Genomic DNA, 21319 nt, shown 5'->3' on the forward strand with positions numbered 1-21319 from the left:
GTGGATACCGGGCACCCTGGACGGGTCAACACCTGTCGAGTCCGGTGGAGGGAACGGTCGGTGACGAGCTCTGACGGCATCGGGCACAGACAGGACGAGCCCGGACCCGCCGGCGTGTTCGCCGGAAGCGGGGAGATCGGCCGCGGCCTGGCCGCGGTGGACTGGGCCGCGACGCCCGTCGGACCGCCGGACGAGTGGCCGCAGAGCCTGCAGACGGCCGTGAGCATCCTGCTGTCGTCCCGGTTCTCCATGTGGATGGCGTGGGGACCGGAGCTGACGTTCTTCTGCAACAACGCCTACCGGCTCAACACGCTGGGCCGCAAGTACCCGTGGGCGCTCGGCAGGCCGGCGGCGGAGGTGTGGGCGGAGATCTGGGACGACATCGGTCCGAGGGTGGACAGCGTGCTCACCACCGGCAGGGCCACCTGGGACGAGGCGCTGCTGCTGTTCCTGGAGCGGTCCGGCTACACCGAGGAGACGTACCACACCTTCTCCTACAGCCCCCTGCGCGACGAGAGCGGCGCGGTGGCCGGGATGTTGTGCGTCGTCAGCGAGGAGACCGAGCGCGTCATCGGCGAGCGCCGGATGGCGACCCTGCGGGACCTCGGCTCCAACCCCAGCGTCGCCCGCGACGAGCGGGAGGTGCTGGCGTCCGCCTGCGACCAGCTCGACCGCAACCGGTACGACCTGCCGTTCACCCTGACCTACCTCTTCGACGACGGCCACGCGCGGCTGGCCGGGTCCACCGGGGTCGAGCCGGAGCACCCCGCGGCGCCCGCCGTCATCCGCGACGGGGAACCGGTGTGGCCGGTGGGAGCCGCCCGGCGCGGCGAGTCCACCGTGGTCGAACTGGGCGCGACGGCCGGTCTCCCCGCCGGGCCGTGGCCGAGGCCGCCCGCCCAGGCGCTGGTCGCCCCCCTGCAGCGTCCCGGCCGCACACCGCACGGGTTCCTGGTCGCGGGCCTGAACCGGCACCGCCCGCTCGACGACGGCTACCGCGGCTTCGTGGAGCTGGTCGCGGGCCACCTCGCCGCCGGTGTCGCGGGCGCGAGGGACTTCCGCGCCCAGCAACGCCGTGCCGAGGAGCTCGCCGAACTCGACCGGGCGAAGACCGCGTTCTTCTCCAACATCAGCCATGAGTTCCGCACGCCCCTGACGCTCATCATGGGCCCGGTGCAGGAGCTGCGCGACCGGCTGCCCCTGCAGGACCCTCAAGCGGCCGGGGAGTTGGAGGTCATTCACCGCAACGGGTTGCGGCTCGGCAAGCTGGTCAACACCCTGCTCGACTTCTCCCGCCTCGAGGCGGGCCGCATGCAGGCGAGCTTCCAGCCGGTCGACCTCCCGGCGGTGACCGCCGAGCTGGCGAGCGTCTTCCGCTCGGCGGTCGAGAAGGCGGGGCTGGCGTTCGAGATCGACTGCGCTCCACTGCCGGCACCGGTGCACGTCGACCTCGGGCTGTGGGAGAAGGTCGTCCTCAACCTGCTGAGCAACGCGCTCAAGTTCACCGTGGACGGTGCCGTCGGCGTCTCCGTGCGGGCCGGCGCGGGCGGGGCGGTCGTGACGGTCAGCGACACCGGGGTCGGGGTGCCCGAGCACGAGATGCCCCGGCTGTTCGAGCGCTTCCACCGCATCGAGCACTCCTGGTCGCGGTCCAAGGAGGGCAGCGGCATCGGTCTCGCGCTCGTGCAGGAGCTCGTCGGCCTGCACGGAGGCACCATCCGCGCCGAGAGCACGGAGGGTGTGGGCACCCGCTTCACGATCGAGCTGCCGTTCGGCACGGACCACCTGCCCGCGGACGCGATCTCCCAGGAGCCGGTGCCGCCGACGGTCACCGACATCGCGGCCCCGTACGTGCAGGAGGCCCTGCGCTGGCTGCCGGATCCCGGCCAGGCCCCCGACGAGCTGCCGCGCAGCACCTCCGCGGGCGGCGCGCCGGAGGCGCTCGCCACGGTCCTGGTCGCCGACGACAACGCGGACATGCGGGAGTACCTGACCCGGCTGCTGCTGAGGGCGGGTTACGAGGTGCGCACGGTCAACGACGGTGTCGCGGCGCTGGAGGCCGTGCGCGCCCAGCCGCCGGACCTCGTCGTCAGCGACGTGATGATGCCGCGCATGGACGGCCTGTCGCTGGTCGCCGCCCTGCGCGCCGATCCGCGCACCATGGCCGTGCCGGTGCTGCTGCTGTCGGCGCGCGCCGGGCAGGAGGCGTCCGGCGAGGGACTGCGGGCCGGCGCGGACGACTACCTGGTCAAGCCGTTCGCCGCGGCCGACCTGCTGGCCCGCGTGCGGGCGAACGTGGACCTGGCCCGGCTGCGCGGGCGGCACGCCCGCTGGCGCGACGCCCTGATCGACTCGTTGCAGGAGGCCTTCTTCGTCTGCGACGACGAGGGCACGGTGGTCGAGATCAACTCCGCGTTCACCGAGATCCTCGGCTACGGGCCCGAAGGCCTGCCCTACCCCGCGCCGCACCCGTGGTGGCCCGACGCGGAGACCGAACCAGAAGAGTGCAAGCAGTTCACCGACGCCTTCGAGGCGCGGTCCGGACATGACCACCACGGCCTCACGGTCCCGGTCACCCACCGGGACGGCCGGCGGCTGTGGATCAACGCCATGATGAACCCCGCCCGCGACCCGGACAGCGGCCGGACGATGACGGTGGGGACGTTCCGCGACGTCACCGCCGAGCACCACGCCCGCCGGCGCGAGATCGCGCTCGCCGAGATGAACATGAGGCTGTCCCGCGCGACCAGCGCCGCCGACGCCCTCACCGCCGCGCTGGAGCAGATGGAGAGGCTCTGGCGGGCCGAGCACGTGCTGGCCGTCGTCTTCGACCGGCACTCCGCACCCCGGGTCAGCGGTGCCACCTCCCGCCTGGTCTGGGAGGAGCTGCCGGAGGACCGGCGTGCGGCGCTCACCGCGCTGAGCCGCAACGGCGCGCTGATCCCCGTGTTGCTGGACGACGGAGCCATCGCCGTCACGGTCGAGCACCCCGACGGCCCGATGGTGCTCTGGCTGCGTCTCGACGCGCGGCACCACTTCACCGAGCAGGACGAGCTGCTGCTGGCGTTGCTCGCCGGTCACCTCACCCAGGGGCTGGCCCGCGCGCGGCAGATCGACCAGCAGCGGGAGACGGCCCTCGCGCTGCAGCGAGCGATCCTCGGCCCCTCGCGCCTGCCGGGAGGGTTCGCCGTGCGCTACGAGCCGGCCGCGCGCCTGGAGGTCGGCGGCGACTGGTACGACACGTTCCCGCTGCGCGACGGCAGGATCGGCATCGTCGTCGGCGACTGCGTGGGCCGCGGCCTGTCCGCCGCGGCGGTGATGGGCCAGCTGCGCAGTGCCTGCCGCGCCCTGCTGCTGCAGGAGATCGGTCCCGCCCGCGCGCTCACGGCGCTCGACCAGTTCGCCGCCGGTGTCCCCGGTGCGCTGTGCACCACGGTGTTCTGCGGCGTCCTCGACCCCGCCACCGGCCGCCTCGTGTACTCGAGCGCCGGGCACCCGCCCGCGATCCTGGCGCTGGCCGACGGCACCACGCAGCTGCTGGAGGAGGGCCGGTCGATCCCGCTCGCGGTCAAGCTGGACTTGCCGCGCACGGAGGCGCAGTGCGTCCTGCCGCCGCGCTCCACCCTGCTCACCTACACCGACGGCCTGGTGGAACGCCGCACGAGCTCGTTGACCGAGGGCATCGAGAAGGCCGCCCACGCCGTGCAGAAGGGTCGCGCGAACGGGCTGGAGGACCTCGCCGGTCAGATCATGGAGGACCTCGCTCCGGAAGGCGGCTACGACGACGACGTGGCCCTGCTGCTGTACCGGCACCCCGCGCCCCTGGAGGTGGTCTTCCCCGCCGAGGCCGGCGAGCTCCACGGCGCGCGGAACACGCTGCGCGCCTGGCTGGACCAGTGCGGCTTCTCCACCTCGCTCGCCCAGCGCGTGCTGCTCGCCGTCGGCGAGGCGTCCACGAACGCCATCGAGCACGCCTACCGGGACGTGGTGCGCCGAGGTGTCCGGCTGCGGCTCGAGACGGCGGGCGACCACCAGTTGCTCGTGACCGTCGCGGACACCGGCACCTGGAAGACTCCGAGCGCCGATCCGGCGGAGCGACGCGGCCGCGGGACAGCGATCATGGAGAAGATGATGGACGAAGTCGCCATCCTCCCCGACCCCACCGGTACCACTGTGACGATGCAGGTGATGATTCCGCATGACGACGCCGTTGACGCTGACCAGATCCGAGGACTCGCAGGGCAGGTCCCTCATCACGGCGAAGGGTGAGATCGACCTGAGCAACACCGGAGCGTTCGCGAGCGCCCTCGCGGACGTCGAGGGACCGCTCGTGGTCGACCTCACCGGCGTGACCTACGTCGACAGCGCCGGGATGAGCGTGCTGTTCACCGAGGCCGAACGGCTGGAGATCATCGCGACCCCGCTGCTCGGCCCTCTGCTGGAGATCTCGGGCATCACCTCCATGGCCACGATCAGGGGTCTGGAGTAGCCAGTTCCCCGAGAGCCGCGGCGGTGTGCGCGACGATCCGCTCCTGCGCCTCGGCGCGCGAGGTCGTGGGCACGCCATCGCCCGGCTGGTCGCCGTAGTCGCCGAAGAAGGCGTGCACGGCACCGGGGACGGGTTCGAACCGCGTGTCCGCCGGCAACAGCTCCCGCGACTCGGCGACGTCCTGCGGGGTCGTGAACCCGTCCCGGTCGCCGTGGATCGACCACGCCCTGAGCCCGGTGCGGCCGGAGAGGTCGTCGACCGGGTAGGACGCCCAGAGCACGAGTCCGCGCACCGAGCTGTCGGCGACGACGTCCCGTCCGGCGGCGACGCCTCCCAGCGAGTGCCCGCCGACCGCCCAGACCGGCACCTCGGGGTGCTCGGCGCGCAGGGAGGCCGTGTCGCCGCCCAGCAGGGCGAAGTTCAGCGGTTCTTTCACCACCACCACGAGGAACCCCTGAGCCGCAACACGCCGGAGCAGCGGAACGTAGGCGCGGTAGTCCACCCGGGCTCCGGGGTGGAACACGAGTCCGGCGCGCACCGGCCCGTCCGGGCGCAACACCGTCGCGTTGTCGGTGTCGCCCGTGGCCGCGAACGGCTGGAGGTACACCAACGGTGCGACGAGGACGACGGTGAGCGCCACCGCCGGCCACGGCGGTGTGCGCTTCCACAGCACGACGGCTGTGCCCACGACGGCGACCACGCCGAGCAGCACCGGCTGTGCGGGATGTCCCGCGGTGAGCGGACCCCACCCGGCGACGAGGAGGACGAGCGGCACGCCGAGGCACGCGGCGGCCGCCGTCCCGCGCGGCCAGGTCACCTCCGGACCAGGGCGGTGAGCCGGATGCCCGCCCACATCAGCAGGGCGAGCACGGCCACCAGCAGGTACTCGATCGCCGGGATGCGCACCACCTCGTCGATCTTGCCGAAGCCGCGCCACGAGTAGACCGCGAGGGCCGCCACGACGAACGTGCCGCCGATCCACCACCGAGCCGTCGTGCTGAGCCCCACGCCGTGCATCTGGGTGAGCACGAAGATCGCCACGAACCCGAACAGGAACATCGGCCAGATGCCGTTCGGGCCGGAGTTCATCACCGCGACAAGCGTGCCGTGCAGGGCGACCATCAGTTCCAGCGTCATCGTCCACCAGCGGTTGGTGTGCGCACGGGTGAACATCAGGCTGCTCTGCACCAGCAACAGGAACATGTAGAAGAAGCCGATGAGGTGTCCGCTGGACGACTCCATGGGGTGGTACCAGAACGTGTAGATCGCGGCCCAGCTGAACAGGTAGCCGTGGTAGCGGCGCGCGAACGAGACCACCTGCGCGGAGATCGGCGCGGACCAGGTGAGGACGAGCCCGCGGCGGCGGCTCTCCATCAGCAGGACCCACACGAGCAGCAGGACGACCGAACCCTGCGAGCTGAAGATCGAGACGTCCTGCGCGAGGCCGTCGTAGAACAGCTGCGTCTGCAGGGCGTGCAGGGCGATGAACCCGCTGTTCGCCGCGAGGGCGATGTAGTTGATGCGGTGCAACCCCGACGTGTACCGGCGGATCCGCGTCTGGGCGTAGTAGATCAGGCCCCAGGACACCAGTTGGTGCGCCGCGTAGCCCACCCAGGCGGACGCCCTGGTCCAGAAGGTCGGATCGGGCAGCTTCCAGTAGTACCAGGACGCGCCCTGGTCGGGCAGCAGGGCGATGCCGTGCAACCGCTGTCCGAGCAGCCACACCAAGCCGGTGAGCAGCGCACTCGCCACCACACCCCACACCAGCACGTCGCGGCCGGCCCGCGTTTCGTTCAGCACGCTGAGCATTATGCAGACGTTCAGCACGCTGAACAAACCCTTCCCCGCCGTGCTACGTTCAGCGCACTGAGCAAATCAGGAGGACCCCAGGTGGCCCGATACACGTTGCGCGTCAACGGTGAACGACGCGAGGTCGACGTCGACGGCGAGACTCCCCTGCTGTGGGTGTTGCGCGACGAGCTGGGACTGACGGGCGTCAAGTACGGGTGCGGTGTCGGCCTGTGCGGTGCCTGTACGTCCCATGTGGACGGTGAGGCGGCGCGGCCGTGCGTGAAGACGACGGCCGAGAGCGTGCGCACGAGGATCACCACCGTCGAGGGGTTGTCGCGCGACGGCGACCACCCGGTGCAGCGGGCGTGGCGGGAGCTCGACGTGGCGCAGTGCGGCTACTGCCAGCCCGGCCAGGTGATGGCCGCGGCGGCGCTGCTCGCCCGCGACCCCGACCCCGACGACGCCGCGATCGAGGAGGCGTTGCGCGACAACGTCTGCCGCTGCGGCACCTACCCGCGCATCCGCGACGCCGTGCGCCGCGCGAGCCGGATCATGAGGGAGCAACGGTGATCAGCAGGCGGACGTTGTTGCGCGGCGCGGGAGTCGGCGCGCTGGTCGTGGCGGTGCCGATCCCCGCGCTCGCCTCCTCCGGCGGGCTGGTGCCGAACGTGTTCGTGCGACTGGACGACTCGGGCCGGATCACCGCGACCGTGCCCCGCCCGGACACCGGTCAGGGCGTGCGCACCGTGGTGGCCCTGATGGTCGCCGAGGAACTGGCGGTCGGCGTCCGCGACGTCGCGCTGGAGCAGGCCGCCGGCGACACGGAGCGGTACGGCTCGCAGGCGGTGGCGAACTCGACGTCCGTGCGGCAGCTCGCCACACCGATCCGCACCGCCGCGGCGACCGCGCGCTGCCTGCTCGTCACGGCCGCCGCGCAGCGCTGGGGCGTGCCGGTGGCCGAGTGCACCGCTCGCGACGGCGCCGTGCGCCACCCACGCCGGGGCAGGCTCGCCTACCGGGCGCTCGTCCCCGCGGCGGCCGCGCTCGACCCCGCCACCGTGCCCGTCGAGCTCACGCCGCCGGAGAGGTGGCGGCTGCTGGGCAAGACCCGGGACGGGCGGGTGGACGCCCGCGACATCGTCACCGGCCGCACCCGGTACGGCATCGACTCCCGTCCCGCCGGCTCCCTGGTCGCGGTCGTGGCCCGTCCGCCGTGGATCGGCGCGACGCCGCAGTCCGTGGACGACACCGCGGCCCGCGGCCTGCCGGGAGTGGTCGACGTCCTGACGCTCACAGCGCCCGCCGACGGTCAGGGCGGTGTCGCGGTGATCGCGAGGTCGACCCACCAGGCGTTGCGGGGCAGGGACGCCCTGAAGATCACGTGGGGTGGCGGCACCCCCACCGCGGACAGCCGCACGTGGCTCGCGGACCTGCGGGCGGCGTTGCCCGCGCAGAGCCCGGTCACCGGCTTCGAGCGCGTGTACGAGATGCCGTTGCTCGCGCACGCGCCGATGGAGCCGATGAACGCCACGGCGCACGTCCGTCCGGATGGCGTGGCCATCTGGGCGCCCACGCAGGACCCCGGCGGTCTCCGCACCCAGCTCGCCCGCCAACTCGGTCTGCCCGCCACGGCCGTACGGGTGGAGACGACGACCTCAGGCGGCGCGTTCGGTCGTCGCATCGAGCCGGACCCGGTGCTGGAGGCCGTGGCCTGCTCGCGTCGCGTCGGCGCTCCCGTGCAGGTGTTGTGGACGCGTGCCGACGACATGCGGCACGACTCGTACCGGCCGATGTCGGTGCACCGCCTGTCGGCCGAGATCGGCGCGGGCGGCGTGCCCGTGCGGCGCGCGCACGAGGTCGCGACGTGGGGCCTGACCGTGCTGCCGTTCTTCAGCAACCCGGCGTTGATCAAGGCCAGCGGCGACCACTTCCCGTACGGCGTGCCCGGTGACGTCACCGTCACCGTCCGGCCGGCGCCGCTGCGCACCGGGTTCTGGCGGGCCGTGTACGCGGGCCAGTTCGTCTACGCCGAGGAGAACTTCCTCAGCGAGATCGGCGCCCGGTCCGGCCTCGACCAGGTGGCGCTGCGCCGCTCGTTGCTCCCGGCGGGCTCGCGCCTGCACCACCTGCTCGACACCGCGGCCGAACGGGCCCGCTGGACCAGGCCGCCCGCACGGGGCACCCACCGCGGTGTCGCGTGCCTGGAGGAGTACGGCTCGGCGATCGCGGTGATCGCGGTGGCGGACCCGTCCGCGCGCCGGGTGCTGCGCGTGCACGCGGCCGTCGACGTCGGCGTGGCGCTGCACCCGTCCGGCGTCCGCGCGCAGGTCGAGGGCTGCGTGGTCGACGCTCTGTCCACTGTGCTCGGTGCGCAGATCACGGTCCGGGACGGACACGTCGCGCAGTCGTCGTTCGGTGACTACGCGTGGGCGCGAATCGGGCAAACACCCGAGATCGACGTGACCATCGTGCAGTCGAACGCCCCGCTCGGCGGCCTCGGCGAACTCGCCTACCCCCCGGCCGCCGCCGCCATCGCCGCGGCACTGGCGGGCGAGGGACCGGTGACCGGCATGCCGTTCGGGACCGACGTGGGGTGATCGGGCGGGTCTGGGATGATGGGGCCGTGGCCGAGGGAGACGAGCTGGCGGTGGCGCACCGCCCGGACCAGGTGGGCGCGGACGTCGCCTCCTGGCCGACCGGCAGGCTCCTGTCGGTCGCGGCCCGCGTCGTCGAGAAGCGCTTCGAGGACTTCCTGGCGGGTCGCGGCCTCACCCACGCGGGCATGATCACCCTGCACCACCTGGCCGACGGCCCGCGTTCGCAGCGCGAGCTGGCCCTGCTCTGCAGGGTCACCGACCAGACCATGAGCCGCACGATCGAGCACCTCGACCGCGGCGGCCACGTGGTGCGCAGCCAGGACCAGAAGGACCGCAGGCGGACGTCGGTGAAGATCACGCCGGCGGGCCGCCGCGCCCTGGCCGCCGCCCGCCGCGAGGAGCGCGAGTCGGACACGCTGCTCGGCGCCGTGGACGACTACGAGCACTTCCGGCGGCAGCTGATCGCGCTGATCGCGGCGGCGACGTCCACAGAGGACTGAGGGCGGGTCTCCCCACCGGCGGCGGACCCGGTCGGAGGTCCTCCGCGAAGCCGGCGGCGAACCACGACCTGCCGCACTCCGCGCAACCGGGCGTTCAGCCTCCGCAGGACTCCCGCACCACCAACGTCGTCGGCAGCACGAGGGGCCCCTCCTTCTCCGCCCCCGTGATCATCGCCATGATCGCCTTGGCCGCCGCCACCCCGAACCCCGGCTTGTCCTGCGACACCGTCGTCAACGCCGGCTCCACCACCGACGCGACCTCGATGTCGTCGAACCCCACCAGCGCCAGGTCGCGTGGCACCACCAGCCCGGCGGCACGGGCGGCGAGCAGCGCCCCCACCGCCATCTCGTCGCTCGCCGCGAACACCGCCGTGGGCGGCTCGTCCAACGCCAGAAGCCGTTGCATCGCGGCGGTTCCGCTGGCCCGGTAGAAGTCCCCGGCCACGACGTAGTCGTCGCGCGACGCGATCCCCGCCTCCCGCAAAGCCCTGCGGTAGCCCGAAACACGGGCCCGTGAGGGCTGGTTCCCCTCAGGTCCGGTGATCGTGGCGATCCGCGAGTGCCCCAGCGACACCAGGTGCCGGACCGCCGACCAGGCGCCGCCCTCGTTGTCCGACGTCACGTACGTCGCCCGGGGCCCTTCGACCGCGACGTCCAGCGCCACGCACGGAACACCGGACTGGGCGAACGCCTCGAAGGCCTTGGCGTCGGAGCCGCTGTCGATCAGCACCAGGCCGCCGAGGTGGTGGCGCCGCGTCATGTTCACGTAACCGACGGGGTCGGCCAGGGAGGCGCCGACCTCGCGGGCGTCGCCGCTCGTCGCGAGCATCAGCAGGTGGTAGCCGTGGGCGCTCAGCGCGGACTTCAGGCCGATCAGGAGGTCCTGCAGGTACGGGTGCCGCCAGCCGGGCCTGCGGTGGTCGGTGTCCCAGACGAGGCCGATCATCGTCGACTGCTTGGTCGACAACGCGCGGGCGGACTCGTTCGGCCGGTAGTCCAGCTCTTTCGCGACCCGCAGCACTCGTTCGCGCGTTTCCTCGTTGACCGTTCCCGGCTGGTTGAAGACGCGCGACACCGTCGCCACGGACACCCCGCAGAGCTGGGCGATCTCACGCCCGGTCGCCATCGGGCCTCCGTTTCACCGTAAGCGGTTACATAGACCCTACGAGCAGCACTTCCGCTCGTCAAACAGCTGCGCCGCGAGCGGAGTTTATGAATCTGTTACTTGACTCATGGCGCGTAACCCCGTTGTCATAGTCGCCACACATCTTCGGCCGGCGATTTCCGATCCACGCCGGTTCACCTGTTCGAAAAGAACCACCTCTCCAGCTTCAACGCGCCCAAAAATCGACGGAGGCCTGGAACATGCGCCCCAAATCCCTCGCCCTCGGCTGCGCCGTGATGGCGACCGCCCTGGTGCTCAGCGGGTGTGGCAGCGGCACCGCGTCCGGTGGCAAGACCAAGCTCACGATCGGCCTGTTCGGCAACTTCGGGTACGCCGAACTGCTGAAGGAGTACCAGGCCGCCCACCCCGACATCGAGATCAGCGACAGGACCGCGTCCTACTCGGACCACCACAAGAACCTCGCCGCGCACCTCGCGACCAGCAGCGGCACGGCGGACATCGAGGCGGTCGACACCGGCTACGTCAACCAGTTCAAGGCGACGCCGGACAAGTTCGTGGACCTCAACACCAAGGGCGGTGACCAGCTCAAGGACCGCTGGCTGCCGTGGAAGTGGGAGGGATCGCTGAGCAAGGACGGCAAGCAGATCGGCTACGGCACCGACGTCGGCGGCCTCGCCATCTGCTACCGCCGCGACCTGCTGCAGAACGCCGGGCTGCCCGCCGACCGAGACCAGGTCGCCGCGCTGTGGCCGACCTGGCAGGACTTCATGGCCGCGGGCAAGAAGTTCCAGGAGAAGGCGCCGGAGGGCGTCAAGTGGTTCGACGGCGGTCCGACCGTCCTCAACGCGATCGTCGGCCAGGCGTCCGTCGGCTACTACGACAAGACCGACAAGATCGTCGTGGGCGACAACAAGGAGATCAAGGACGCCTGGGACCTCGTCGTCGACGGGGTGAACTCGGGGCTGTCCGCGAAGCTGCTGTTCTCGACGCCCGTGTGGAACACCGGCTTCAAGCAGGGCCAGTTCGCGACCGTGACGTGCCCCGCGTGGCAGATGGCGAAGATCAAGGACCAGGCCGGTCCCGAGGCCGCGGGCAAGTGGGACGTCACCGCGGTTCCCGGCGGTGGCGGCAACTGGGGCGGCTCCTACCTGACCGTGCCCAAGTCGGGCAAGAACATCGACAAGGCCGTGGAGCTGGCGGCGTGGCTGACCGCGCCCGAGCAGCAGGCCAAGGTCTTCAAGAGCGCCGGGCTGCTGCCGTCGACGCCGAAGCTGTACGAGGACCCGTCGATCGTCGACTACAAGAACCCGTACTTCAACGACGCCCCCATCGGCAAGCTGTTCACCGACGCGGCGAAGAAGCTGAACCCGCAGTACCAGGGCCCGAAGGCCGGCGACATCCAGACCGCCATCGGCAACGCGATGCAGCGCGTCGAGCAGGGCAAGCAGAACGGCGAGGACTCGTGGCGCCAGTTCGTCGGCGACGTGCAGAAGTGATCCGCTGACATGGCTGTGATCGACAAGACGGTCCGCAGGCACCGCTGGGACACGAAGTTCGCGCCGTACGGGTACGTGGCGCCGTACTTCCTGATCTTCGGTGTCTTCGGGCTGTTCCCCCTGCTCTACACGATCTGGGTCTCGCTGCAGGACCGCAACCTGCTCGAGTCCGACGCGGCGACCTTCGTGTGGTTCGACAACTACGCGGCGCTCATGGCGGACCCGTACTTCTGGAACGCCATGGGCAACACGCTGAGCCTGTGGCTGCTCACGACGGTTCCGCAGATCCTGTTCGCGCTGGTCATCGCGCAGCTGCTGAACCGCAAGGTCCGCACCCGCACGCTGTTCCGGATGGGCGTGATCCTGCCGAACATCACCTCGGTGGCGGCGGTGACGATCATCTTCGCGCAGCTGTTCGGCCGGGACTTCGGTCTGTTCAACTGGCTGCTCGGCCTGTTCGGCGCCGGGCAGATCGACTGGCAGGCGGGCACCGCCACCTCGCACATCGCGATCGCCGTGATGGTGGTGTGGCGCTGGACGGGCTACCACGCGCTGATCTTCCTGGCCTCCATGCAGGCGATCTCGCCGTCGCTGTACGAGGCGGCCACCCTGGACGGCGCGAACGGCCGCCAGCAGTTCTGGCGCATCACGGTCCCGTTGCTGCGGCCGCAGATCATCTTCACGACGATCATCGCGACCACCGGCAACATGCGGCTGCTCGCCGAGCCGCTGCTGTTCAACCCCGGCGCCGCGGCCGCGACCGGCGGTTCCGACCGGCAGTTCCAGACCGCGGCGCTGTACCTATACGAGCAGGGCTTCACGAAGTACGACTTCGGCTACAGCTCGTCGATCGCGGTCGTGCTCGCCATCGCCACCGTCGTCGTCGCCGGGTTCGGCTACCTGGTGACCAAGCGGATCCGGACGGAGTGACCCCATGACCGCAGTGCTGGAACGCCCCGCGCCGGCGCCCCCGGCCGGCCCCTCGACGAGGGCGCGCAGGCTCGCGAGGCGGGTGGCCGGTCCGTGGACCTACGCCGCCCTGATCGCGATCCTCGCCGGGTCGGCCTTCCCCGTGTACTGGTCGTTCGTGGTGTCCTCGCAGACACCGGACGCGATCGACAGCGTGCCGCCGGTGCTGGTGCCGGGCGGCAACCTCTTCGCCAACATCGCGCGGGTCTTCGACACCACGGACTTCGCGCTGGCGCTGATGAACTCGATCTTCGTGTCGGGCACGGTGACCATCTCGGTGGTGCTGTTCTCGACGCTCGCGGGATTCGCGTTCGCCAAGCTGAAGTTCCGCGGCCGCAATGTCCTGCTGCTGCTCGTCATCGGCACCCAGGCCATCCCGACCGAGCTCGGCATCATCCCGCTCTACATGATGATGGCCGAGTTCGGGTGGGCCGGCGAGATCCACGCGGTGATCGTGCCGGGGCTCGTGACGGCGTTCGGCGTGTTCTTCATGCGCCAGTACTTCGAGCGCGCGATCCCGGACGAGCTGCTGGAGGCGGGCCGGATGGACGGCTGCCACTCGCTGCGGCTGTTCTGGCACGTCGCGCTGCCCGCGGCCCGCCCGGCGGCCGCGGTGCTGGGCCTGTTCACGTTCATGCAGGCGTGGAACGACTTCTTCTGGCCGCTGGTGGTGCTCACGCCGGAGAACCCGACCGTGCAGACCGCTCTGTCCACTTTGGCCAGTGGGTACACCACCGACTACACGCTCGTGCTCACCGCCGCGACCATCGGCACGGTGCCCGTGCTGGCCGTGTTCCTGTTGTTCGGCCGCCAGATCGTCGGCGGCATCATGTCGGGCGCCGTCAAGGGCTGACCCCTCGCAGAGGAGACTGTTGTGAGTTTTCCGGCCGGCTTCCGCTGGGGTGTGGCGACCTCGGCCTATCAGATCGAAGGCGCGGCCCGCCTCGACGGCCGCGGCCCGTCCATCTGGGACACCTTCGCGGCGGTTCCCGGGGCGGTCGCGAACGGGGACACCGGTGACGTGGCGGCGGACCACTACCACCGCTGGGAGGAGGACCTGCGCCTGCTCAGCGACCTGGGCGTCGACGCGTACCGGTTCTCCGTCTCGTGGTCGCGGATCCTGCCGGAGGGCAGGGGACGCCTCGAACAGCGCGGCCTCGACTTCTACCGCCGCCTCGTGGAGGGGTTGCTGGGCAGGGGGATCGAGCCGTTCCTCACCCTGTACCACTGGGACCTGCCGCAGGCGCTGGAGGACGAGGGCGGGTGGCGCAGCCGCGACACCGCGCACCGGTTCGCCGACTACGCCGCTCTCGTGCACGACTCGCTCGGCGACGTGGTCCGCAAGTGGACCACGCTGAACGAGCCGTACTGCTCCTCGATCGTCGGCTACGCCGAGGGCCGGCACGCTCCCGGCGCACGGGAGGGCCACGGGGCGCTGGCGGCGGTGCACCACCTGCTGCTGGGCCACGGCCTCGCCGTCGGGGCGATGCGGGCGAACGGACGGGCCGAGCAGGAGTTCGGCATCGTGCTCAACCAGTCCCCGGCCGTGCCGGTGACGGACTCCCCCGCCGACGTCGCCGCCGCGACCCGCCAGGACGTCCTGCTGCGCAGGCAGTTCACCGACCCGCTGTTCGGCGGGGCGTACCCGGAGGAGTCGCAGTCGGTGTTCGGCGACATCACCGACTTCTCGTTCCGGCGGGAGGGCGACCTGGCGATCATCGGCGAACCGCTCGACTACGTGGGCCTCAACTACTACTACCGGCTGCACGTGGCCGACGCGCCGCACCGGGAGCCGGACCCGGCCAAGCGCACCGCCCACGACATCGGCGTCGACACGACCCGGCTCCCGGACGTGCCGCGCACGGGCATGGGCTGGCCGGTGGAGCCCGTCGGCCTCACCACGGCGCTGACGGACCTCAAGCGGAGGCATCCCGGCCTGCCGCCCGTGTACGTCACGGAGAACGGATGCGTCTACCCGGACGTGGAGGGCTTCCAGGACGACGACCGCATCTCCTTCCTGCGCGACCACATCGCGGCCGCCGGGGCGGCCGCGGAGGCGGGCGTGGACCTGCGCGGGTACTTCTGCTGGTCGCTGCTCGACAACTTCGAGTGGGCGCACGGCTACAAGCACCGGTTCGGCCTGGTCCACGTCGACTACGCCACGCAGGAACGCACCCCGCGCGCCAGCTACCACTGGTACCGCTCGTTCATCGGGGCTCGCTAGCGGGACAGCCGCCCGCCGGGACCTCCGGGGTCAGGGTGGTCGTGGCGCGCGCCGAGGACGAAGGTCTTCGGCGCGCGCCCGGCGCCCAGGCGGTGCGGCGGGTTGGCGGGCGGCCCGGTGACGTGCGACCGCGAGGCCGCTGCGCTGCCCCGCGGCCCGTCCCGGCCCAGGGGCACGCCGAAGGTCCCGCACTCGCCGCCGGGGTCGTCCTGACCCGCCGCCCACGCGATCGGCCCTGGCCCCGCGCCCACCTCCGCCGCGAAGACCACCGACAGCACCACGGCCATGAACACCGCCGGGGTCGTCCTGACCCACCGCCCACGCAATCGGCACCGGCCCCGCACCCACCTCCACCGCCAAGGCCACCGGCGTCTCCCCGCCCCCGCACAGCCCCCGGCTCGGCCGCCGAGCGGCGGTACACGCCCCTGTCCGGCGGTTTTCCACTTCCGTACGTCGGGTATGTACGTTTTCGTGACAGACCTGACTCTCGAATCCGCGGACCTGTCCGTCGAGGGCTACACCGCCGAGTTCCCCGACGCCGACGAACCGGTCCTGCGCCGCGCCGACGGCAGCGAAGTGCTGACGTGGCAGGAGAACTACCCGTTCACCGAGCGGATGGGCCGTCCGGAGTACGAGCGGCAGAAGCGGCTGCTGCAGATCGAGCTGCTGAAGCTGCAGTACTGGGTCACCGAGACCGGCCAGCGGCTCGTGGTCCTGTTCGAGGGCAGGGACGCGGCCGGCAAGGGCGGCACGATCAAGCGGTTCACCGAGCACCTCGACCCCCGCGGCGCCCGCACCGTCGCCCTGGGCAAGCCCAGCGAGCGGGAGCGCGGCGAGTGGTACTTCCAGCGCTACGTCCGCGAGCTGCCCACCGCGGGCGAGATCGTGCTGTTCGACCGCTCCTGGTACAACCGCGCCGGCGTCGAGCACGTCATGGGCTACTGCACGCAGGAGGAGTACGACCGCTTCATGCGGCAGGTGCCGGAGTTCGAGCGCATGCTCGTCGATGACGGCATCCTGCTGGTGAAGCTGTGGTTCTCCGTGTCCCGCAACGAGCAGCGCACCCGGTTCGTCATCCGGCAGATCGACCCGGTGCGGCAGTGGAAGCTCAGCCCCAACGACATCAAGTCGCTCGACCGCTGGGACGACTACACCGAGGCGAAGGTCGCGATGCTGCGCGCCACGGACACCGAGATCGCACCGTGGACCGTGGTCAAGAGCAACGACAAGAAGCGCGCCCGCATCGAGGCCATGCGCAGCGTACTGTCCCGCTTCGACTACACCGACAAGGACGAGGAGGCGATCGGCACCCCGGACGTGCGCATCGTCGGGCCGGCCGCCACGTTGCTGGAGGAGGGCGAGGACGACACCGCCCTCAGCCCCACCCCGATCGCTCCCAGCGCGGAAGCGGGTCCCGGCTTGCACCCGTGACGGCTGCGAGGCCACAGCTCACAGCCCGAACGCTCGCCGACGGGGATGCGGCCACAGACCGTGCCCGCATCCCGGCGTGCAACCGTTCTACTCCCCCGGCCGCCGCAGCCTCTCCGCGGCCAGCCGGCCGGAGATCAGCACCGGTGGAATGCCCACGCCCGGCGTCGTCCCGCTCCCCGCCAGCACGACGTTGCCCCGCCGGAACGGCAGGTTGGTCGGCCGGAACGGCCCGGTCTGGGCGAAGGTGTGCGCGGCCGAGAAGGGCGTGCCGGCGGCCTGGCCGTCCCGCGCCCAGTCGTCCGGCGTCACCACGGCGAGCGGCTCGGCGTCGACGAGCAGCTTGCGCGCGGCCATCTCCTCCATGATCTGCTCGGCGTACCGCTGCGCCATCGCGTCCCAGCGCAGCGGCGCGGCGTCGAGGTTCGGGCACGGCGCCAGCAGGTACTGCAGGTGCCTGCCCTCGGGGGCGAGCGCGGGGTCGGTCAGCGACGGCGTGGTGAGCAGCAGTGACGGATCGCTCATCAGCTTGCCCTGCCGGACGATCTCGTCGAACGTGCTGTTCCACTTGTCGCCGAACGAGATCGTGTGGTGAGCGAGGTCGTCCACCACCCGCCGGGCGCTCAGGTGCACGACCACCGCGGACGGCGACCACCGCAACGGCAGCACACGGCGTGGTTCGCCGCGCAGCAGCCGCGAGCTCTGAGCGGGCCCGGTGGCGAGGACCACGGCGTCGCAGGGGATGCGCGAATCGGCCGTGCGCACCGCCGTGACGCGGGGGCCGGAGCGTTCGAGCTGCTCGACCTCCACCCCGTAGTGGAACGTCACGCCGGCCAGCGCGGCGGCGTCGGCCAACGCCTGCGGCATGGCGCGCATACCGCCGCGCGGGAACCACACGCCCGCGATGGTGTCCATGTAGGCGATGACGGCGTAGGCGGCGAGGGCGTCCTTCGGTGCGACGCCCGCGTAGAGCGCCTGGAACGTGAAGACGCGCCGGAGCCGTTCGTCCTTCAGGAACCGCCCGACCGCCTTGTCCAGCGAGCCGAACCCGCCGAGCCGGGTGAGCCGCACGAGGTCGCGGCCGACGAGGTCCAGCGGCGAGTCGAAGCTCGCGCCGATGAACCTGTCCTTCTCCACCTCGTAGAGCTCCGTCAGCCACGCCCGCAGCTCGCGGTACCCCTGCGCCTCCCGGTCGCCCGCGAAGTCGCGGACCGCCTGCTCCATGCGACCGGCGTCGGTGTGCACGTCGAGTGCGCTGCCGTCGGCGAACGTCGCGCGGTACGCCGGGTGCAGCGGCAGGAGCTCGAGGTGGTCCTCGTGCTTCTGCCCGACGGCGGCGAACGCGTCGTCCAGCAGCTCCGGCATGGTCAGCACGGTCGGACCCGTGTCGATCCGATGCCCGTCGACGTCGAGACGGCCCGCGAGACCGCCCGGATGCGGGTGCCGTTCGAGGACGGTCACCTCGTGGCCCGCGCCGCGCAGGTGCAGCGCCGCCGACAGTCCCGACAGGCCCGCGCCGACCACGACCACCCGGTCGGTGCGGCCTTTCACCACCTGAACCACTGCGTTCCTCTCGCTCAGGTCGTCCGCTGGACGGCCCGGTTGGCGAGGCGCACCAGTTCGCGGCGCGCCTCGTCGTCGATGACAGCACGGTCCAGCGCCGCCAGCCCGGAGGCCGCCAGCTTCTCGATGTGCTCCTCCACGGCGGCCACCGCGCCCAGCTCCACGAGCAGCGCGCGGACCTCGTCGACGGTCCGGTCGCTCACGCTGCTGCTCTCCAGGCACCGGCGAAGCAGCCGTTGCGCCGCGGGCATGTCCTGCGCGCGGGAGAACGCGATGGCCATCAACGGCGTCCGCTTGCCCTCCCGCAGGTCCTCGCCCACCGGCTTGCCGGTGACCGAGGCGTCGCCGAAGACCCCCATCAGGTCGTCGCGGAGCTGGAAGGCCACACCGATGTCGTGGCCGTACGCGCGCAGGCAGTCGACGACGTCCGCGCCCGCGCCCGCGAGGGCCGCCCCGAGGTGCAGCGGGCGTTCGACGGTGTACGCCGCGGTCTTCAACGCCGCCACGCGCACCGCGGCCTCGAGCGACTCCTCGCGGCGGGCGACGGCCAGCAGGTCCAGGTGCTGACCCATGATCATCTCGGTCCGCATGGCCTGCCACGGGCCCCAGGCGCGGCTCAGCACGTCGCTGGGCAGACCCGCCGTGACCAGGGCGTCGTCCGCCCAGGCCAGGGCGAGGTCACCGGCCAGGATCGCCGCCGAGTCGCCGTACTGGCGCGCGCTCGCGGCCCACCGCTCACGCCGGTGCTGCGCGGCGAACGACTCGTGCACGGACGGCCTGCCGCGCCTGGTCGCCGAACGGTCCATCACGTCGTCGTGCACGAGCGCGCAGCACTGCAGCAGCTCCAGCGCCACCATCGCCCGCACGACGGCGTCAGCCGGTGGCGACCCTCCTGCCGCGCGCCAGCCCCACCACGCGAACGTCGGGCGGATCCTCTTGCCACCGGCCAGAACGAGTCCGCGCAGCTCAGCGGAGAGCTCCGGCGCCAGGTCTTGCCTCGCGCGCAGGAACTCGTGCAGCGCCTCGTCGAGGAGGACGCGGAAGTCGTCCACCTGCGACGGGCGGGCGTCCACGCTGGTCAGCAGCGACATCGGCGTTCCCTCTGGGAGTAGTCGGGCGTTCGGTGAACTGAGCTAAGCAGCGCGCCGGACGATCTGCATGATGAGCCGTGCCGTTGTGCGGAGCACAACTCGGGGACTTAGCTTGGAGGCACCTTCTCCGCGAAAGGACCGCTTGATGTCGGCTGAACGCGAACTGGACGCCGCGGGCATCACCGCACCGGCGTTGCGCGACGCGTACAGGCGCTGCCGTGAGCTCAACGCGCTGCACGGCCGTACCTATTACCTGGCAACGAGGTTGCTCAGCGCGGAGCAACGCCCCGCCGTGCACGCCCTGTACGGGTTCGCCCGCTGGGTGGACGACGTGGTCGACGACGTCCACAGTGGACCTGACGAGAAGGCGCAGGCCCTGGGCGCGATCGAGGTCCGCCTCCGGGACGCGTTCGAAGGCCGGGCGGGAGACGACCCGGTGCTGTCGGCGTTGATCGACACCGTGCACCGCTACGACATCCCCGTCCAGCACTTCCACGACTTCATGGCGTCGATGCGGATGGATCTCACCGTCACCGACTACCCCACGTTCGGCGACCTCGAACGGTACGTGCACGGATCCGCCGCGGTCATCGGCCTGCAGGTGCTCCCCGTGCTCGGGACCAGCACGTCCAGGGAGGAGGCCGAGCCCGCCGCGGCGGCCCTGGGCGTCGCCTTCCAGCTCACGAACTTCATCCGCGACGTCGGCGAGGACCTCGACCGCAACCGCGTCTACCTGCCCGCCGACGAGCTCGCGGAGTTCGGCGTGGACCGCGAGCGCCTGCTGCACGCCCGCGCGTCCGGCAAGGCGGACCGGCAGGTCAGGGCCGCGCTGCGCGACCAGGTGCGGCGGGCCCGGCGGATCTACGAGCAGGCGTGGCCGGGCATCGGCATGCTCGCACCGCGCTCCCGGCCGTGCGTGCTCACCGCCTACCGGCTCTACGGGCGGATCCTCGACCTCGTCGAGGACGCGGACTGCGACGTGCTGTCGCGCCGCGTCGTCGTCTCCCACGGCAGGCGGCTCGCCGTCGCCCTGCCCGCTCTGGCCAGGGCGGTGTTCGCCCGTGCCGCCTGAGAAGAAGTCGATCCGCGACCGGATTCCGCTGCGGATCTACTCGAGCCCTCCGTGGCGCGAGCAGAGGCCGACGTGGCAGGACGCGAAGCCTGCGCTCATCGAGGCGGCGCTCAAGCGCGCCACCGCGCGCCCGTCCGGCAACTGGTTCGTCGCGGGCGCGAGCAGCGACGTCGTGAAGGGCAAGCCCTGCGGACGCACGATCGCGGGTCAGGAGGTCGTGCTCTGGCGCGGGCCGCACGGCGTGCTCATGGCGGGTTCGGGCTCGTGCCCGCACCTCGGGGCACCCCTGTGCGACGGCGCGGTGGCCGAGGGCAAGCTGATCTGCCGCTGGCACGGGCTCGCGCTCGACGGCACGCGGTTCGGCGCGTGGACGCCGTTCCCGGCTCACGACGACGGCGTGCTGGTGTGGGTGCGCCTGGACAAGGTGGGCGGCGAGGACCCCTTGGACGCTCCCGTGCTGCCGGAGCGTCCGCCGGCCGGGTCGATCGACGCGGTGGCCACGCTGATCGGCCGGTGCGACCCCGAGGACGTGGTGGCGAACCGGCTCGACCCCTGGCACGGCGCGTGGTTCCACCCCTACTCGTTCGCGAACCTGCACGTCCTGGAGACCCCCACCGAGACGGAGGACCGGTTCCTGGTGGAGGTCACGTTCCGGCTCGCCGGACGGGTCGGGGTGCCCGTCATCGCCGCGTTCACCTGCCCGGAGCCGCGCACGATCGTGATGCACATCGTCGAGGGCGAGGGCCGGGGCAGCGTGGTCGAGACCCACGCGACCCCGATCCGCGAGGGCCGCACCGCCGTGGTGGAGGCGACCATCGCGCATTCGGAACGGCCGGGGTTCGCGCTGGCCAGGCCGGCGGCGGGCGCGCTGCGGCCGGTCATGAGGTGGGCGGCCGCCCGGCTGTGGCGCGACGACCTCGCCTACGCCGAACGCCGGTACGCACTGCGCCGGACAGGGCGGTTCCCCGACTGA

18 protein-coding genes are annotated in these 21319 nt (G+C 71.7%); 12 read left to right on the top strand and 6 right to left on the bottom strand.

Annotated features, from left to right (window positions below; all coding sequences use genetic code 11):
* Positions 1–60 precede the first annotated feature (60 nt).
* Positions 61–4269: a SpoIIE family protein phosphatase gene (locus V1227_RS10505; protein ID WP_329792316.1), complete on the top strand. Its 4209-nt coding sequence runs from the start codon at positions 61–63 to the stop codon at positions 4267–4269.
* Positions 4199–4489, top strand: a complete 291-nt coding sequence (locus V1227_RS10510) for an STAS domain-containing protein (RefSeq protein ID WP_329792317.1) — start codon at positions 4199–4201, stop codon at positions 4487–4489. Before V1227_RS10505 ends, V1227_RS10510 begins: the two co-directional genes overlap by 71 nt.
* On the opposite strand, the gene V1227_RS10515 is transcribed toward V1227_RS10510, so the two are convergent.
* Positions 4473–5306, bottom strand: coding sequence for an alpha/beta hydrolase (locus V1227_RS10515; protein WP_329792318.1), 834 nt, complete (start codon positions 5304–5306; stop codon positions 4473–4475). The two genes, V1227_RS10510 and V1227_RS10515, sit on opposite strands and share 17 nt — an antisense overlap.
* Positions 5303–6289 carry a hypothetical protein gene (locus V1227_RS10520; RefSeq protein ID WP_329792319.1) on the bottom strand — a complete coding sequence of 329 codons (987 nt, stop codon included), beginning with the start codon at positions 6287–6289 and terminating at the stop codon, positions 5303–5305. The genes V1227_RS10515 and V1227_RS10520 overlap by 4 nt, the downstream gene beginning before the upstream one ends.
* 90 nt (positions 6290–6379) lie before the next feature.
* Between V1227_RS10520 and V1227_RS10525 the strand changes: the two genes are divergently transcribed.
* Genes V1227_RS10525 through V1227_RS10535 form a run of 3 tightly spaced genes read left to right on the top strand, consistent with a single transcriptional unit; the run spans position 6380 to position 9377 of the window.
* The gene (locus V1227_RS10525; protein WP_329792320.1) at positions 6380–6850 is read left to right on the top strand and encodes a (2Fe-2S)-binding protein; all 471 of its coding nucleotides are present in this window, start codon (positions 6380–6382) and stop codon (positions 6848–6850) included.
* Positions 6847–8877, top strand: coding sequence for a xanthine dehydrogenase family protein molybdopterin-binding subunit (locus V1227_RS10530; protein WP_329792321.1), 2031 nt, complete (start codon positions 6847–6849; stop codon positions 8875–8877). The genes V1227_RS10525 and V1227_RS10530 overlap by 4 nt, the downstream gene beginning before the upstream one ends.
* A gap of 26 nt (positions 8878–8903) precedes the next feature.
* Positions 8904–9377: a MarR family winged helix-turn-helix transcriptional regulator gene (locus V1227_RS10535; protein ID WP_236218722.1), complete on the top strand. Its 474-nt coding sequence runs from the start codon at positions 8904–8906 to the stop codon at positions 9375–9377.
* A 94-nt stretch (positions 9378–9471) separates the two neighbouring features.
* Here the strand turns inward: V1227_RS10535 and V1227_RS10540 are convergent, their stop codons facing one another.
* Complete coding sequence (locus V1227_RS10540) at positions 9472–10503, bottom strand: LacI family DNA-binding transcriptional regulator (protein ID WP_329792322.1); 1032 nt, start codon at positions 10501–10503, stop codon at positions 9472–9474.
* A gap of 239 nt (positions 10504–10742) precedes the next feature.
* Between V1227_RS10540 and V1227_RS10545 the strand changes: the two genes are divergently transcribed.
* From V1227_RS10545 to V1227_RS10560, 4 genes are read left to right on the top strand one after another with little or no spacing between them, the layout of a single operon-like run.
* Entirely contained in the window at positions 10743–11999 is a 1257-nt protein-coding gene (locus V1227_RS10545; protein ID WP_329792323.1) for an ABC transporter substrate-binding protein, read from the top strand.
* 9 nt (positions 12000–12008) lie between these two features.
* A complete protein-coding gene (locus tag V1227_RS10550) occupies positions 12009–12929 on the top strand; it encodes a carbohydrate ABC transporter permease (protein ID WP_090096988.1) in 921 nt (306 codons plus the stop codon).
* Positions 12930–12933: 4 nt separating this feature from the next.
* Positions 12934–13821, top strand: a complete 888-nt coding sequence (locus V1227_RS10555; RefSeq protein ID WP_329792324.1) for a carbohydrate ABC transporter permease — start codon at positions 12934–12936, stop codon at positions 13819–13821.
* A gap of 21 nt (positions 13822–13842) precedes the next feature.
* Complete coding sequence (locus V1227_RS10560; RefSeq protein WP_329792325.1) at positions 13843–15192, top strand: GH1 family beta-glucosidase; 1350 nt, start codon at positions 13843–13845, stop codon at positions 15190–15192.
* Here the strand turns inward: V1227_RS10560 and V1227_RS10565 are convergent.
* Positions 15189–15485 (bottom strand): hypothetical protein, encoded by a 297-nt coding sequence (locus tag V1227_RS10565; RefSeq protein WP_329792326.1) that lies wholly within the window; start codon positions 15483–15485, stop codon positions 15189–15191. The two genes, V1227_RS10560 and V1227_RS10565, sit on opposite strands and share 4 nt — an antisense overlap.
* A gap of 178 nt (positions 15486–15663) precedes the next feature.
* Between V1227_RS10565 and ppk2 the strand changes: the two genes are divergently transcribed.
* The gene (gene ppk2, locus V1227_RS10570; protein ID WP_329792327.1) at positions 15664–16623 is read left to right on the top strand and encodes a polyphosphate kinase 2; all 960 of its coding nucleotides are present in this window, start codon (positions 15664–15666) and stop codon (positions 16621–16623) included.
* 87 nt (positions 16624–16710) lie between these two features.
* On the opposite strand, the gene crtI is transcribed toward ppk2, so the two are convergent.
* Positions 16711–18171: a phytoene desaturase family protein gene (crtI, locus tag V1227_RS10575; protein ID WP_442916482.1), complete on the bottom strand. Its 1461-nt coding sequence runs from the start codon at positions 18169–18171 to the stop codon at positions 16711–16713.
* A 26-nt stretch (positions 18172–18197) separates the two neighbouring features.
* The gene (locus tag V1227_RS10580) at positions 18198–19274 is read right to left on the bottom strand and encodes a polyprenyl synthetase family protein (RefSeq protein WP_329792328.1); all 1077 of its coding nucleotides are present in this window, start codon (positions 19272–19274) and stop codon (positions 18198–18200) included.
* A gap of 145 nt (positions 19275–19419) precedes the next feature.
* Here V1227_RS10580 and V1227_RS10585 point away from each other — a divergent pair, with 145 nt between their 5' ends.
* Entirely contained in the window at positions 19420–20346 is a 927-nt protein-coding gene (locus V1227_RS10585; protein ID WP_329792329.1) for a phytoene/squalene synthase family protein, read from the top strand.
* Positions 20336–21319 carry a DUF5914 domain-containing protein gene (locus V1227_RS10590; RefSeq protein WP_442916483.1) on the top strand — a complete coding sequence of 328 codons (984 nt, stop codon included), beginning with the start codon at positions 20336–20338 and terminating at the stop codon, positions 21317–21319. Before V1227_RS10585 ends, V1227_RS10590 begins: the two co-directional genes overlap by 11 nt.

The sequence above is a fragment of the Lentzea sp. DG1S-22 genome (genome assembly GCF_036321065.1).
Taxonomy (GTDB): Bacteria; Actinomycetota; Actinomycetes; order Mycobacteriales; family Pseudonocardiaceae; genus Lentzea; species Lentzea jiangxiensis.